Consider the following 15,877-nt stretch of genomic DNA (forward strand, 5'->3'; position numbering starts at 1 on the left):
TATGAATAAATTACTACTAACACTCCTTATTGGATTCGTATTTGCTGGCAATGTAAACGCCGGAGAGCTGGTCAAAATGAAAGGCAGCACTCAAGGCCGAGTAAATCATGAGTCTCTCTATCAAGAAGGCTGTAAAAGCTGTCACCAAGGTTCAGGTAAGCAAAATGCTACCGACGCTGCGTGCGTTGAATGTCACGGTGACATAACCAGTATCCCCGTTGACGAGAAAAAGCTACCGATCCCAGAAGCTCATCCGCACAAATCGTTGCACTACAACGAAGGTGCAAGCTGCTTAGCCTGCCACGCTGAACACGAAAAAAAGGCCCCAGTTTGTGCTGAATGCCACCGTACTTGGTTCAAAGAAATGTAAATTAATTATTAAAATTCATATACTAAAATAAAAGGTAACGATGATGAAACAATCCACTCGGTTTATGCTGTCCATGGTTGCAACTGCAATGGCCATGTCGAGTTCAGCCGCTTTTGCTGCAGAACAACAAGAAGATGGTATTAACGTTGGCGGTGCAGTGCGTGTTAACTATGGTTATAAAGATTATGACAAAGCCTCAAAAGACAAAGGCGGCGATTTTAATTTTGATATGGCCGCAATTAAATTTGATGGTAAAAAAGGCGACTTCGGTTTAGCCGCAGAATACCGTTTTACTTCAGGCACTAACTATATTAAGTACGGTTATGGTTACTACAACATTGATCCAGACTGGCAACTGCAATTTGGTATCAACAAGGTACCCTTTGGTAATCGCGAGTTTATTTCTAACAGTTGGTGGTTTGGTCTACCTTACTACTTAGGTTTTGAGGATGATCATGATATCGGTCTTAAAGCCACCTACGAAAAAAATGGTTGGCATACTGATTTAGCCTTTTACAAAAATGCTGAATATGGTGCGACCGAGAATAAGCGTTATTCGACCGATTTGTATACCGGTACCATCAATGGCACTGAGTATCACAATGAAGAAACTAACCAGTTAAACGTGCGCCAAACTTATACAACAGAATACGAAGGCGGCTCGACTACCTTTGGTGGCTCTGTGCAGTATGGCCAAATCTACAACAGCGAGACGGGCAACAATGGCGATCGCTATGCCGTAGCATTGCATTTAGACAGCAGCTACAAAGGCTGGAATTTACAAATGCAAGCCATGCAATATGAATACGATGCTGCAGATGCTATCGACTCCAATAAAATTGGCGTGTCAGTAGTGAGCTGGCAGTATGAAATTGCTTCTAAGGGCCAAGCCTATAACATCAACATTGCCAAAACCGTGAACACAGATTGGGGTAGCATTAAGTTCTACAACGACTTTGGTTTAATGACGCCAGATGTTGATGATGATAGCTACGATAACAGTATGCAAAACGTCACTGGTATGGCGATTTCTGCAGGTCCTACCTACACAATGATCGACTTTGTTATGGGTAAAAATATGACCTTCTCTACTGCCAATAACGACCATGTTGGATTACCGGAAGTCGGTAATGATTGGGATAAACGCATTAACATCAACTTTGGCTATTATTTCTAACTCTCCATTCTAACTCTTGTTTGTAATAATCAAGTCGATCGGGACGTTCCTGCGGTTTTGATCGACCCTTCTTTTATGCCCTATTTATTAGGGCATTTTTTATTTTTCAATGTGATTTAGCCAACCATGAAGCAACACACTTTACTCGCCTTATCCCTATTTTTTATTCCGTTTTCACCACTCTATGGAACAGAGTTACAAATGGGGGGATTTATTAAGGCAAACGCACGTTATGTTGAAGGTAATCTGAAGTTTCAAGACAGTTGGACAGGTGGAGGTTCTTTCGCGGATAACACTAAACGTACTCAATTCAGTGCGCAAGAAAGTCGCGTAAATATGACCATCACCTCAAATGAAGTTCAAGCCTTTGCTGAAATTGACTTTGTTGGCTCGGCGCAGGGGAATCCGATCATTTCCAATTCCTACAGCCCCCGCCTAAGGCACGCATTTATATCCTACCAAGGCGTAACGGCTGGGCAAACTTGGTCCACCTTAGTCAATACCAGCACCTTTGCTGAAACAGCCGATTTAGGCGGGCCATTAGTTGGTCAAGCCATGATAAGACAAGCGCAGGTACGCTATGACACAGCCCATTGGCAGTTTGCCCTAGAAAACCCATACACCTACGGAACTCAATCACCAGAACAAGCAAGTGCACAAACTAAATTCGCCACAGCACTCACGTCAACAGAACCACTATGGATTGATACCAACCATGATTATCTGCCAGACATGATCGTTCGTTACAACCAATCGGGTGACTGGGGTAATGTGTCGATATCAGGTTTACTAAGATATTTAGACTCCGCCGATACAGCCCAATGGGGTGGTGGTACATCAATAGCGGCAAAAATACATTCCATAGGGAAAGATGATCTTCGTATTCAATTGCACTATGGTCATTTAGGGCGCTATGTAGGAACCGATGCAGCTAGAGATATCACAGATAGGCAATTAGAAAATTCTTTATCCGTCATGTTCGCCTATAGGCACTTTTGGACCCAACACACACGTTCAAGTATCTTTTATGGGCACACATCCACAAAAGTAGAACAAACAGATCGCAGTCATTCTGGGGTTAACTTATTCACCAATTTAACCCAATCACTCACTTTAGGCGCTGAAATAGGTCGTTATCAAATGCAAGACAATATCACTTCTCTTGTGCCCACAGTATCCCAGCCAAGGGCAACTCAGGGAGCCTCCAACTATGCACAAGGCAGTCTGCAATTCTATTTCTAATGCTAGGGTCGCAGATAAGATTATTCGCGAGCAGAGTCACGAATAAGTTTGCCACTGAAAACATGACGTGATCCATTTCACCTTTGCGGTAGACCAATCTCTTTATTGTTCGTGACAGAACAATAATACCAACACAATACCGCCATTTTAAAAATTAAGACAATAGGATAGATAATGATGAAATTAAAAATGCTTTTTGGAATCGCCGCATTGGCATCAACGGCAGCTATGGCGCAAGGCCCACAATGTAACCATGCACAACTTCCATATCAACAAATGACACCGGTGCCAGCGGACAGTACTCCTTATGTCCCACAAGATACTATGCCTGAGCAATGTCGTAACCCAGAAATTGAAGCTTATATTACTGATTGGGAAGCAGGCAAAATCGATTTTAATACCATTAAACCCAACGACAGCATCGCCGCGGATCAACGTTTTTGTAAAACCTTGGATGATAATGGCAATGTCCTAGAAGCAAAAAACTGCGACCCTAAAAACTCTCCCGTTGGCTATATTTGGAAAGAATTGTCTGACAGCCCAGTTGTTATCGGTATTACTAATGGTGGCAAGTCAGATCATGAGCCGCACTTTCATGGCCAACCAGAGTGTTATTACGTCGTAAATGGCACAAGTAAAACATTAGCAAACAATAAATTTGAAACCCTAGCTAAAGGTCAATACTTCTACATACCTGGGGCTCATATCCACAACACGCCAATTTTAAACAAAGACGGTTTAGGCGTGTTCTACTGGTATCCGAATAATGCTCATTTTGATGGTTTTAAATACTATTGGCGCAAAGATGTGAAAAACTTGAGAGTGGCTGAAGAAGCCTTTGATCGTGTTGATGCCATTCGTAAACGTGATCTTAACCTAGGCCCATACGGTACAAACGAAGCATTCTTTAAAAAATAAGCCAAATTGAAATAAACCACCTTCCTAAGAAGGTGGTTTAGCCCTCTTTGCTCCGCTTATATCGCCACTACCTCATCCTCCGAAGTAAAAAAATGGAGATATAACATTGGCGCATAAAGCAAAGATCAAAGGATCACAAAATCGATCTGTCGAAGTTGGTATATCCGAGCACACCTATTTTTTGAGCTTCTGAGAAAGTAAGGAGAATAATTATTTATAATCAACACCATATATAGCGTTCAAAATTATGCACGCCCCCTAAAAGCCCGCTAATAAAACAACAACCAAGCCCTCTAAAATCCTCATATGTAGTGAAGCACTGCGCGTCACTGCCCCCGCAATCAACCGCGCCAGAAGGACCCGTGATGATAATGGTTCGCATCCACATCGAGTTGATAGTGATTCTCATCACCATAAGGTGTCGCGTTCGGCTTCAATCAAACCGTGAGCATCGGCGAGGCACAAAATCCGCCCATCTGAAAATCTAAATTCATCATAATTGCACATGATCATCGCTCCATTCCTATACATGCAGGATGACTAATATAGGTAAAGAGAACGAGCCTGGCACTCGGCTAAAGTAAGCCAAGTCCTAGACAGCTGCTGTTCACCTAAAACCATCTAAAACCTTGGCTTTTACCCTCTTCACCCCATTGCCAACAATTAACACTAAAGCAACAAATGCCCGCTATTGCATCCTCCACTAGGGTTGATGCAATGACTCGTCTGTAGCCTTACTGCTGCATGGGCTAGAGTGCTCCCAACTTTTTGAGGCTATCTAGGGATTATCTAGGCCGCATCGAAAAACGGTTGAACCATATTGGTGCAACACACTGAACAACACCCATTGAATAGAAACATATCAATAACAATTCAGATTAAGGCAGCATGAGCCTAAAAACGAGTTCAATCACCCAGAAACAGTGTGCAGATCATCCCAGTTCACCTGCTTTCGATGACTAAAAACGGCAAGAGGATAACGCCTTCCCAGGATGAGGCCGCGACCGAAACAGTGAGCCGAATAGAAGGATCCATTTGGGCGCCATCAATTCACCCAGAACTGCCAAAAACCTCACCTTTTGCCCTACCCTTTACGTCCTTCAAGCGTTAACACAAAAGCAACAAAAGCGAGTCGTTGCATCCTCCTCTAGGGTTGATGCAACGACTCGCCTGTAGCCCAGCTGCCACATAGGTTTGAGTGCTCCCAACTTTTTGAGGGGATCTAGGGATTATCTAGGCCGCATCGAAGCACTGTTGAATCCCAATGGTTTAATACACCTATCTCAAAACAACACACATGTAACAAATAAGACTAAGGAAACGTGCGGTATCCGCCACTCGCCATCGCTGTACAACACGCCTATATATGCCCTATCAATGCCGACTTCACCCACAGACATAAGCGAATACCTGAATGACTAATGCATCTGCAGGTATTAAGCAGCTAACGAACGGAAGAATTCAGCTTGATGCTAGGTATCAGCCCTATCCATACCCTTATCCCAACAAGCAATTAGCCAGCGTGAGATTAACGGACACACCTGCAGGTCAACACAGCAGGATCGTATGACCAAGCGGAACACCATGCTTAGGTACCGGCCATTATCGACCGTCATTAGCGTATTACTGCTCACAACTCATGATGTAAATTGGGATTGGGTAAAGCTGACGACTGGGCAAAAGCGTAACGAGATCGGGTGACACGTCTGCCGGTGAATGTGGTCAGCAAGCTAATAGGACACTGTGACAGCAAGGCTACGGAAATTTATCTGCAGGTGTTGAGTGAGGAACGAAATAGCTTAGTGGTGAATCACTTATAACAGTGTTACTTTTGAGCCAGTGATAAAGCATACAGAATCACTTGATCAATCACTGCTTAGTTTATAAATAACATTCGTTTACTGATGTATTTCAAATGTAATACTGCTCCGTATCAACTCTTTTAGGCTTGCATACTAAGCGAATTAATGCGGTTGGTTATCCAACCGCATTTCACTTGAATGCCTAACTGTACTAATGGTTGGTCGCTAGCTTATGGCTTTCATGTAATTGATGAACTATCTCAGCTGCGAAACTTTGTTTTGGCTGCGTAGGTAAGCATAGTCGTTCAGCTATATTATCACCGCTGATAATGCCACAAAGCTTATCGTCGGCATCGATAACCAATAATAGTCTTATAGAAGAAGCGCTTAAAGTATTTAAGACATCAGCTACAGTGGCAAACTGAAGTTCTAACAGGGTTACGGCTTGCAGTTTATCTCGGGGTAGCATTACATCTGCTAGTGTCAGCGAAAATGGCGTTACTGTTTTGCTGACTATGGGCAGTATACGATCCGAAGCAACTTCGGCAGAGCCGATGACTCCTTCCCAACGGCCTGACGGATTGATGACCAGAAATGTTATACCAGAGGTCGTCAATAGACGTTTTCTGGCATCTGCAACCGACATTTCCAGTGGCAAAGACCATAAGTGATGTTCGGCTATCTGCTGCATAGCTGCTATAGCGGGGCATTGGAGAGTGAGTGGATGATGTGCAACGTATAAAGGCGAAGAGTTCACATTAAAGGGATGCAAAGTTTTCATGATAAAAATCCTCAGTATATTAATTTAGTTATGTAAGGGATTAAATCGTTAAAAAACCAAGGGGGGAGCTTGTCCTATCGGCATTCCACGACAAAGACTTCCTAGCGCAGCATTGGACGGGAGAGTGTTCGAATGTTCATTGACTGAAAACTGAGTGATAATTGTCGATAATTGAGGTGTCAGCAGTTCATTGTTATCAGAAAGGGGTCGAAGTGAATTGAATGAAGGTTCTGAGGTAGGCAGAAGAGTAACGACATGACTACTGTCAAGTAATGCTGAACTACCAGTAAACTCAACCTGGATAACTGATTTGGATGCACCAAGTAACACTGCAAGGCTATATAGCCAAACGACAAGATGCCTGAATAACATTCTGTGATCCTAGTCAATTATAAGTTACCGATTTCATGGTAAGAGGGATCTATGTTGGCTTGCAATCGCTTAAGGTATTATTAATAAACTTTAATTTTTCTCAGTAGTGCCAAATTTTGTATGCATTTTTGAGTAATCGACAATAAGTTATTTCCATTAACTAAATCATATACACTGTTTCTATTCTTTATGCGGGCATGCTTTGGTGAACCGAGGCTTCAAGTTATATTGATAAGTGTTAACTTCAGTTGAATGTGATTAAGGATACATATGGAATTTTTTTCCACGCTATTTGTGGGTTACCCGCTTTGGGTTTGGTTAATGTTTTTCGGTTTTGTGCTGGCGTTATTAGCCTTTGACCTTGGTGTATTGCACAAGGAGCAGCATGAAATTACTGTGGCTGAAAGTTTAAAGCTTTCAGCCTTTTATATCTGTATGGGCTTATTGTTTGGGGCTTGGCTCTGGTGGTACAAGGGCTCAACCGCTGGTATGGAATACCTAACGGGCTATCTGATTGAAAAATCACTGTCTATGGATAACGTATTTGTTATCGCGTTAATCTTCAGTAGCTTAGGTATCCCACGTTTATACCAACATAGAGTGCTTTTCTGGGGCATTATGGGCGTATTAGTGTTGCGCGCCATTATGATCGGTCTTGGAGCCGTGCTTGTTGCCCAGTATCAAGGTGTACTTGTGTTATTTGGACTCTTCTTGATTTTCACTGGCGTGAAAATGCTCTTCTCAAACGATGAGCACGGTGATATCCAAGATAATAAGTTTTACAAATGGTTACGCACTAAGATGCGTTTTACGCCAACGTTGCATAAAGAAAAATTCTGGGTACGGGGTGAAGAGCATCAGTTAACAAAAGGATGGTGGGCTACGCCGTTATTCTTGGCGTTGATCTTAGTAGAAACCGCGGATTTGGTGTTTGCAGTTGACAGTATTCCAGCTATTTTTGCGATTACCCAAGATCCTTTTATTGTCTATACCTCGAATATCTTCGCGATTCTGGGGCTACGAGCCTTGTATTTTGCTTTGGCAGCTGTGGTGCACCGTTTCGAATACCTTAAGTATGCGCTGTCAGTGGTATTAGTATTTATTGGGGTGAAAGTGGGTCTAGTGTATTTTAACCATGAAGGGTTAGTGGATTTTAAAATCCCTACGGCACTTTCTTTAGGCGTTACCTTTGGCTTACTTGTCGCAGGTGTACTCTATTCACTTTGGAAAACACGTGATCAAGATAAGAACTGTCAATAGCCTGTGTTTTGTGATTAATGTTTTGTAAATTAATGATTTTATAAGGAGATACATCTTGTATCTCTTTTACGATGTATAGTTCTTGTACATTAATTTTGGGGTTCTGTTTAAATACTCGTATTGGTTAAGGATACCGTTCTATTGTATTTGGCTGCAATAGTGTAATGGTTCGGCGTTAAATTTTCAGCCATGACTCGACCATCTGTTGTTGGGGAGTAGAGCCCCAATGCACCAATCTTTCGTTAATGACAACTGCTGGTGAACTCACCACTCTATAGTCCATTATTATTTCTGGATTTGTCTCCATAATCAAATTAATACTGATACTATGATTATTAGCGATCGCAGTAATTAGTGCGGCAGTATTTGTGCATTTTTCACATCCCTTACCCAAAACTTTTATACACAGCATTTCACACTCTCACAATACGGGGTAACCTATTAGGTGCCGCTTAGGTGCCACTCGTTATGGCGATATAAGGCATTGCTTGTGACACTTCAAAAAATGCGTTTTAGGACCCAATTTATCGCTGCACTATGCCTTTTGGCCTTGTTTTAATCAATAAGAACTTCATTAAGATTGAGGTGGTTTTTATAAATTATTGTTAATCTTTGTTGCTGATTATTCTGTGTTGGAATCGTTATTCAATATCACATTTCCTGATTTTAGCTAATGGAGTTGTGACAAAATAGATGAGTGGAGGTTTTATCCAACAACACCACAATATTAATAATGCGATGAAAAATCAGACGAGTATGGAGTAGTATTGAATATGTACCAATAAGAGTATTGCTATAAAAAAAGCGTTAGGTTACTGTTCTGCTGTTTTTTTATCCTGCATTTAGGACAGTTATGGCACATTTTACAGTGATTGGGCTCGGTCGTTTTGGTACTGCTGCATCGTTAGAATTAATCAATTTAGGGCATACTGTAACAGGAGTCGAACGAGATCCAAAGTTGGCAGAAAAGTATGTTGATGAATTAACTCAAACCGTTGTTTGTGATTCCACTGATGAAAATGCCTTACGTGAATTAGATCTTGAAAATAGTGAGGCTGTTTTAGTTGCTATTGGCGAAGATATGCAGTCAAGCTTATTGTGTACCTTAGCATTAAAAAATATTGGTGTAAAAAAAATATGGGTTAAGGCGAGTACTAAGGCTCATCACACGATTGTTTCTAAATTAGGAGTTAACCGCATAATTCACCCTGAAGAGGAAATGGGGATCCGCGTAGCACAGGCACTTAATTATCCGATGGTGAATAATTATTTACCATTAGGAAACGGTTTATACGTTGTTGAAGTTCATATACGAAATAAATTGCATAATACGCTTATATTCGAACTTTTAAAAGGCAGTGTTAAACCGATATTAGTTAAACGTGGCACTCAGGTTTTCTCTAGCTTTAGCACTGACTTTTGTCTACATGAAGAGGATATATTATTACTTTATGGGACTCAAAATGAACTTAAATCTATTGCTCCAAGGTTAATCTAATCATGGTTTCTTGGCATCCATCGATTTATATAGCAAAGAAAACACCTAAAGCGGCAAAAAAAATACTGGCGGCTCCACCTTTAATACTGTCGGTGAGCTTTATTATTTTAATATTAATTGGCACTCTACTGCTTAAATTGCCAATAGCCACAACAGCCCCTGTTACTTGGAGTCAGAGTTTATTTAATGCAACTTCTGCAGTAACAGTGACAGGTTTAGTCGTTTTTGATGTAGGAACTGTATATACCACATTTGGACAGGTCATTGTTGCCCTATTAATTCAACTTGGTGGTTTAGGCATCATGACATTTGCTATTGTAACCTTGTTAGCTTTAGGCGGGAAAATTGGGTTTTTCCAAAATACTATAGCAAAAGAGGCTTATAATAGTACGAATAGTTCGACATTAGTGAATACTGCTAAGTCGGTATTCATTTTCTCTCTCTGTGTTGAATTAATTGGCATGTTGATTTTATCTATTTCTTGGTCAGATGAACTAGGTTGGAAAACGAGTCTGTTTCATGGTTTTTTTTACACAATATCTGCTTTTAATAATGCTGGCGTAGGGCTAAGTCCGGACAGTCTCATCCCCTATGTTGAAGATCCTGTTATCAATTTGACAATTACCGCATTATTTATTATTGGAGGCTTAGGGTTTAGTGTTTGGATTGACTTATGGCGTCAAAGACGCTGGGCTAAATTAACAACTTATAGCAAAATGATGATTATTGGGACGGTTATTATTAATGCTGTAGCCGTACTCGCTATTTATTGTATTGAATATAATAACCCTATGACTTTATCGCCATTATCTGAAACGGGTAAATGGCTAGCGTCTTGGTTCCAAGCTGTAACCCCAAGAACGGCTGGATTTAATACACTTCCGATAAATGAACTTGAAGATTCAACAACCGCATTAATGTTAATGTTAATGTTCATCGGTGGAGGTTCGTTAAGCACCGCAAGTGGCATAAAAGTCGTGACATTTATGGTGCTAATATTGGCAACTTATGGTTATTTAAGACGTTATGAAACTGTTTATGTTTATCATCGTGGTATATCTAAAGAGACAATAAGTAAAGCATTAGCACTGGCGATGATATCTGTTGGAACAATTTGGGCCTCTATATTTTTCTTATTACTCAGTGAGGATGCGCCAATGATAGATATTATTTTTGAAGCTGTATCCGCATTTGGGACCGTAGGATTGTCAAGGGGGTTAACACCTAATTTAACTGTGGCTGGTCAATTCATTATAATATTTTTAATGTTTATGGGACGATTAGGCCCCTTAACTCTTGCCTATTTTTTAGCGAGCCCAAAATCTAAACGTATACGTTACCCCGAAACAAAATTAACCATTGGATAACGAAATGACGAGTTTGGAGATTTAACATGAGATTGACTGGTTGTTTTTCTATTATTTGTTTGATGATGGTAGGTTGTCAGCCTACACCACACATATTTAAACTGGAAGGAGAGGCACAAGGGACAACATGGCACATAAGTTTTTGGAGCCCAAATAATGTTAACTCTTCTTTACTTGAGGCGAATATAAATAAGAAACTTGAAGAGCTAGATAAGAATCTCTCTAATTATAGGCCCGACTCAACTATTAGCCTATTTAACTCATCCATGAGTACAGAGCTTATCGTAGTAGGCGAGGAAATCGTGAGTTTAGTTGAAAAGGCTAAAAACGTCTCTGCCAAAAGTTATGGATGTTATGATCTAACGGTAAAATCCTTATTTGATCTATGGGGTTTTGATAAGTTTCAGTTAATGGTCCCAAGTGAAATAGCTATTTCTGAAACACTTAAAAAAACAGGGATGCAACATTTACATTTACAATCTAATGCGATGTCAAAATCGAGTCCATATATTAATGTAGATTTGTCCTCCATTGCTCAGGGTTATAGTGTGGGTAAGTTAGCTGAAACGTTAGAATTATATGATGTTAAAAATTATTTAGTTGAAATTGGTGGGGAAATGGTAGTAAAGGGGCATAAACCCGATGGCTCTAATTGGAAAGTTGCGATTGAACGTCCTTTGCCGGATAAAAATATACTACACAAGCTATTAACCATAAAACAAGATCAAGCAATAATGACTTCTGGTACTTATCGGCATTACTTTGATAATAATGGTGTCCGTTTATCACACATTTTAGACGCCAGAACTGGTTATCCTGTAATACATAACACTGTATCGGTTACTGTATTGAATAAGGATCCAACGCTTGCTGACGCTTGGTCTACTGCACTTTTATGTTTGGGGCATGAGAGAGGGGTTGAGGCTGCTAATAAAAACGATATTAGCGCATTATTTATTGCTGAAGAAAACAGTAAACTTGTTGAGTATTCGTCAAATGCATTTAATATCTTTACTGCATCAAGTTCTGTAATCAATGACAATTAGATATTGGCAATAACTCTATTTCTCATAAATACATTGAGAGTGAATAAACGTTAAAAATGAAACGTTAACCATTTTATTTTTGTTGACTGCATGTTAATATAAATTGCTGTTAATGCTCTATAAATTGCTATTTGTTGTCTTTTGTAAGAATCACAGCATTTAGTATTGATGAATTTTTATTTTACTGGATAAAAATTATGTTACATGCGTTTTTAATATCATTAGCTATATTAGCTTTGCTAAGTATTATTTTTGAAGAAATTACTCATATCAATAAAGCAAAAACAACGCTTTTTTTTGGTTGTATAGCGTGGGCTACACTTTTCATTAATGCTGATGGCGTGGCAAATCAGGAGGTTGTAGCGCATAAATTCAATGAAAACTTACTCGAGATTGCAACTCTTTGGTTATTTTTAATGTCCACAATGACGTTTGTTGCATACCTTAATGCCAAAGGTATGATTCAAGTGATGGTACAAAAAATATTCCCACAGAAGGTTTCTGTGAGATTGCTGATGATCCAAGTAGGTTTGTTTTCACTTGTTCTTTCAGCATTTTGCGATAACGTCACAGCAACCCTTGTTTCCATTGGTTTACTATATACGTTTAAATTAGAAGATAGTATTCGTCTAAAAATGGCTGTACTAATCATCTTCTCAGTCAACTCTGGAGGGGTAGCACTTATTACTGGTGATGTCACTACTCTAATGATTTTTTTGAGTGGACATGTAAAGATGTCTGAACTTATTATATTGTTTATTCCATCATCTATAAGTGTAATTTTATTGGCTACAATTTTTTCTTATAAAATTGAAGGGTTCGTTACGACTTCGAACGATAAACTTACATATCAAAAGGTTGATGTGCTTATTGCCTTCATTTTCTTTTGTACAATTATGATGACTATGTTGTTTAACATTCTGTTTGAAATACCCCCTGTGTTAACCTTTTTAACTGGTCTATCAATTATGTTTTTAGTTGGCCATGTTTTTCGTAGTGATAAAGAGGAGATAAAAATCCTTGAATACATTCGCCAAGTTGAATATGACACATTATTATTCTTCTTGGGGATTTTATTGTTGGTTGGAATGCTTAAAGAAATTGGAACACTGGATTTATTGGCTAAAGCATATGCGATGTTTAACCCCAATATTTCAAACTTTGTCGCTGGCTTGGGCTCTGCTTTAATTGATAACGTTCCGCTTACTGCTGCGCTGCTGAAGGCTGAGCCTGTTCTCAATACTTCTGAATGGCTTGGTTTAACCTACAGTGTTGGTGTTGGTGGTTCTTTATTAGTAATTGGCTCAGCAGCGGGAATTGTTGCAATGAGCAAAGTAAAAGAGCTTACATTTGTTAGTTATATCAGATATGTCCCAGCATTATTTTTATGTTATTGCTTGGGCTACGCGTTAACATTGCTTTTAGCGAATGTTGTTTTTTAATAATTATAATTGATGGTTAGGTGGAAGTTTCGCCTAGCCATCAAATTAAAATTAACTGTATGTTTTTTATTGGTACTTTTTCATTTATTCACATGTGGTTTATGTGAATGCTTTTATTGTGTTACGATATTTTTATAAGCCTTACTTGTATCAGGCAAGAACAAGAATTATTATGCCTAATATAATTCTGTACCATGCAAAAATATTTAATGAATGTTTGGCAACAAATTGAATTAGTGTATTAACAACAATAATTGCCGAGAAAAATGCTGCAATAAATCCAAAAACTATTGCCCAAATATCATCTATACTTAGCAAATGATAATTTTTTGATGCATCGTATACTGCGGCACCTAGCATGGTTGGTATGGCTAAGAAAAATGAAAACTCTGTTGCAGCTTGCCGTGATACCCCTGATAACATACCGCCAATAATAGTAGCACCAGATCTAGATGTGCCTGGGATCATTGAAATACATTGTGCTATTCCTATTGCTATAGCTTGTTTTAATCCTATCTGTTCAATACTTGTTATTTCAACTGTTTTTTTTCGTCCTTCAACCCAAAGTATGATAATTCCTCCAATAATTAATGTTGAAGCAACTACGGTTGTATTAAATAAAAGCTGTTTAATATTGCTAATAAATAATGCCCCTATAATAGCGGCTGGCAAGAAAGCAATCATGACCATAGCTGCAAATCGTTGTGCTACAGGGTCGGACTTTAGTACCCCATTAATTAGTGTTATAATTTTAATTCGGAATAACCAACATACTGCTAAAATCCCTCCTAATTGAATGACAACCTCAAATACTTTTGCCTCATGTGAGGGAAAGTTAATCCAATCACCAATTAAAATAAGATGTCCAGTACTTGAAATTGGTAAAAATTCAGTGATACCTTCAATAATTCCAAGTAGAAACGCTTTAAGAAAATAAATCCAGTCTGTCATTTTGTGCCTTTAAGTGTGTGAAATAGCAACTTGATAGTTAAATAAGTGGATAAAATATCAGTTTTTCACTGTTAATTAAATTATGTGAATGATATTTAATTTCTTGTTTCATAAGCGATTTTTATTGAATTTTTCACGAAATGCAATTGCACCAAAAGTTGTTAGCTGGTAGCGCTACTTGCTGATGAACAGGTTACCGAGTTTGATGACTTTGTTCGGTGTCTTCTCCCTACTTAATGTTTCTGCGACTTGTTCGTTATAATGTGCATATTCAAATCTTTTGTACTGTAAGAGATTGATAAACGTTTATAGGATTTAATGTCACTAACGCAAATGAGATTGACTTTTACTGACCAGCTATTAGGTTTCTGAACTTTGGAAGGTATTCATTTCAAAAGGTAATCTCTGGGCTAAAAGCGGTAGGCATTAGCTCTTTATCAGCAATGCCACCTCATAGTGAGAGCCGTTACTTTTGTTTTCCTCTCACCATCCTGACGTATAGATAAATGACTGGTCCATTCCGACGGCCATGACCGTTATAGAATTGGATATGCCACTTGCCACCAAACTGGCTATTTTTATTAGTAATCGGCTCAGTAGCCGGGAATTGTTGCAATGAGCAAAGTAAAAGAGCTTACATTTGTAGTTATATCAGATAAGCCTCAGCATTATTTTTGTGTTATTGCTTAGGGTTTGCCTTAATATTAATTTTAGCTAATGAAACACATTCTCGTTATATTTAACTCAGAAGCCATTCTCTGTAGATAAAGAGCGTTAACATTAAGAAAATAGTGTGTTAGTCAGACAGTTTTGTATGATTATTCAGGTATAGGAATATGGCTTTCAACGGTATTACCCTGGTTTATAATTATTTCTATTCTGCGGTTTTTCTGACGATGTTCAGGTGTATCATTTTTAAAACGAGGTTGTGTATCAGCTAAGCCCTGAACAATAATTCTACTTGGGTTTACGCCCTTGTTTTTAGTGATTACTCTAACGACTGCAGTAGCTCTTAAAGATGATAAGTCCCAATTGTCAGCATAAATCTCCATTGGCAATGTTGCGTCAGTATGTCCGGCTATCACTATTCTTCCTGGGACTGACGCGATAATCTCGGCAATCTTATCAATTAGCGGTACAAATTTAGGTTGTATAAAAGCAGAGCCCGATGCAAAAAAAGTGTTGTTGTCACCGATTCGAATGATGAGACTATCACTCACAGCATCAATTTCAATTTCTTGATTTTCTATTTCATTTTTTAACTTAGCGGATATTATTTCTTTATACTTTTTTATTGTGTCATTGCTCTTCGCATTTGCTAGCGTATTGTCATTGCTCTCGGAGCTTGCAGGTGCAGTTGTTGCAAGTTCAATAAGCTTTGGTTCTGCATCTACAACGGATGTCACAGTATTGGGTTCGAGTATACTCGTTCCTCCAGGTGCTAATGAAGTCACAGCAGGAGTTGATATCAACCCGATTTTAGCCAATGAATCTATAAGACCTTCAACCATAAACTTTGCTTCATTTTTATCACTCATCGCAAATGAGTACAACACGACAAATAAGGCAAATAGCAGTGTCATAAAATCTGCGTAAGAAATTAACCAACGTTCATGATTTTCTGGGGGATCAACCTTCTTTTTTCTCATCT

Annotated in this window: 13 protein-coding genes; 9 read left to right on the forward strand and 4 right to left on the reverse strand. The window is 39.0% G+C overall.

The genetic code is table 11. The features are described from left to right. Position 1: 1 nt before the first annotated feature. The 4 genes from CKQ84_RS21650 (at position 2) to CKQ84_RS21665 (ending at position 3,707) form a co-directional block, all read left to right on the forward strand. The gene (locus CKQ84_RS21650) at positions 2-370 is read left to right on the forward strand and encodes a cytochrome c3 family protein (protein ID WP_012089430.1); all 369 of its coding nucleotides are present in this window, start codon (positions 2-4) and stop codon (positions 368-370) included. A gap of 40 nt (positions 371-410) precedes the next feature. After that, the gene (locus CKQ84_RS21655; RefSeq protein WP_012089431.1) at positions 411-1,547 is read left to right on the forward strand and encodes a hypothetical protein; all 1,137 of its coding nucleotides are present in this window, start codon (positions 411-413) and stop codon (positions 1,545-1,547) included. A gap of 126 nt (positions 1,548-1,673) precedes the next feature. Continuing rightward, positions 1,674-2,789 carry a DcaP family trimeric outer membrane transporter gene (locus CKQ84_RS21660; RefSeq protein ID WP_105252714.1) on the forward strand — a complete coding sequence of 372 codons (1,116 nt, stop codon included), beginning with the start codon at positions 1,674-1,676 and terminating at the stop codon, positions 2,787-2,789. Between the two features lie 174 nt (positions 2,790-2,963). Continuing rightward, the gene (locus tag CKQ84_RS21665) at positions 2,964-3,707 is read left to right on the forward strand and encodes a cupin (protein WP_105252715.1); all 744 of its coding nucleotides are present in this window, start codon (positions 2,964-2,966) and stop codon (positions 3,705-3,707) included. A 2,013-nt stretch (positions 3,708-5,720) separates the two neighbouring features. Here CKQ84_RS21665 and CKQ84_RS21675 read toward each other — a convergent pair. Continuing rightward, entirely contained in the window at positions 5,721-6,290 is a 570-nt protein-coding gene (locus tag CKQ84_RS21675) for a CBS domain-containing protein (RefSeq protein ID WP_028759671.1), read from the reverse strand. Between the two features lie 642 nt (positions 6,291-6,932). Here CKQ84_RS21675 and CKQ84_RS21680 point away from each other — a divergent pair. Then, positions 6,933-7,922, forward strand: a complete 990-nt coding sequence (locus CKQ84_RS21680) for a TerC family protein (RefSeq protein ID WP_105252716.1) — start codon at positions 6,933-6,935, stop codon at positions 7,920-7,922. A gap of 175 nt (positions 7,923-8,097) precedes the next feature. Here the strand turns inward: CKQ84_RS21680 and CKQ84_RS21685 are convergent, their stop codons facing one another. Beyond that, positions 8,098-8,334, reverse strand: coding sequence for a thioredoxin family protein (locus CKQ84_RS21685; RefSeq protein ID WP_028759669.1), 237 nt, complete (start codon positions 8,332-8,334; stop codon positions 8,098-8,100). A 441-nt stretch (positions 8,335-8,775) separates the two neighbouring features. On the opposite strand from CKQ84_RS21685, the gene CKQ84_RS21690 reads away from it, so the two are divergent. From CKQ84_RS21690 to nhaD, 4 genes are all read left to right on the forward strand, one after another. Further along, complete coding sequence (locus CKQ84_RS21690; protein WP_105252717.1) at positions 8,776-9,420, forward strand: TrkA family potassium uptake protein; 645 nt, start codon at positions 8,776-8,778, stop codon at positions 9,418-9,420. Positions 9,421-9,422: 2 nt separating this feature from the next. Next, a complete protein-coding gene (locus CKQ84_RS21695; protein ID WP_105252718.1) occupies positions 9,423-10,787 on the forward strand; it encodes a TrkH family potassium uptake protein in 1,365 nt (454 codons plus the stop codon). 26 nt (positions 10,788-10,813) lie between these two features. Continuing rightward, entirely contained in the window at positions 10,814-11,833 is a 1,020-nt protein-coding gene (locus CKQ84_RS21700) for an FAD:protein FMN transferase (RefSeq protein ID WP_049821686.1), read from the forward strand. Positions 11,834-12,030: 197 nt separating this feature from the next. Next, positions 12,031-13,275 carry a sodium:proton antiporter NhaD gene (gene nhaD, locus CKQ84_RS21705; RefSeq protein WP_028759666.1) on the forward strand — a complete coding sequence of 415 codons (1,245 nt, stop codon included), beginning with the start codon at positions 12,031-12,033 and terminating at the stop codon, positions 13,273-13,275. Positions 13,276-13,425: 150 nt separating this feature from the next. On the opposite strand, the gene CKQ84_RS21710 is transcribed toward nhaD, so the two are convergent. Further along, positions 13,426-14,226, reverse strand: coding sequence for an undecaprenyl-diphosphate phosphatase (locus CKQ84_RS21710; protein ID WP_105252719.1), 801 nt, complete (start codon positions 14,224-14,226; stop codon positions 13,426-13,428). 818 nt (positions 14,227-15,044) lie between these two features. Continuing rightward, on the reverse strand, positions 15,045-15,875 hold the full coding sequence (locus CKQ84_RS21715) for an OmpA family protein (RefSeq protein WP_105252720.1): 831 nt from the start codon (positions 15,873-15,875) through the stop codon (positions 15,045-15,047). Between the last annotated feature and the right edge of the window lie 2 nt (positions 15,876-15,877).

The sequence above is a fragment of the Shewanella sp. WE21 genome, assembly GCF_002966515.1.
Taxonomy (GTDB): domain Bacteria; phylum Pseudomonadota; class Gammaproteobacteria; order Enterobacterales; family Shewanellaceae; genus Shewanella; species Shewanella oncorhynchi.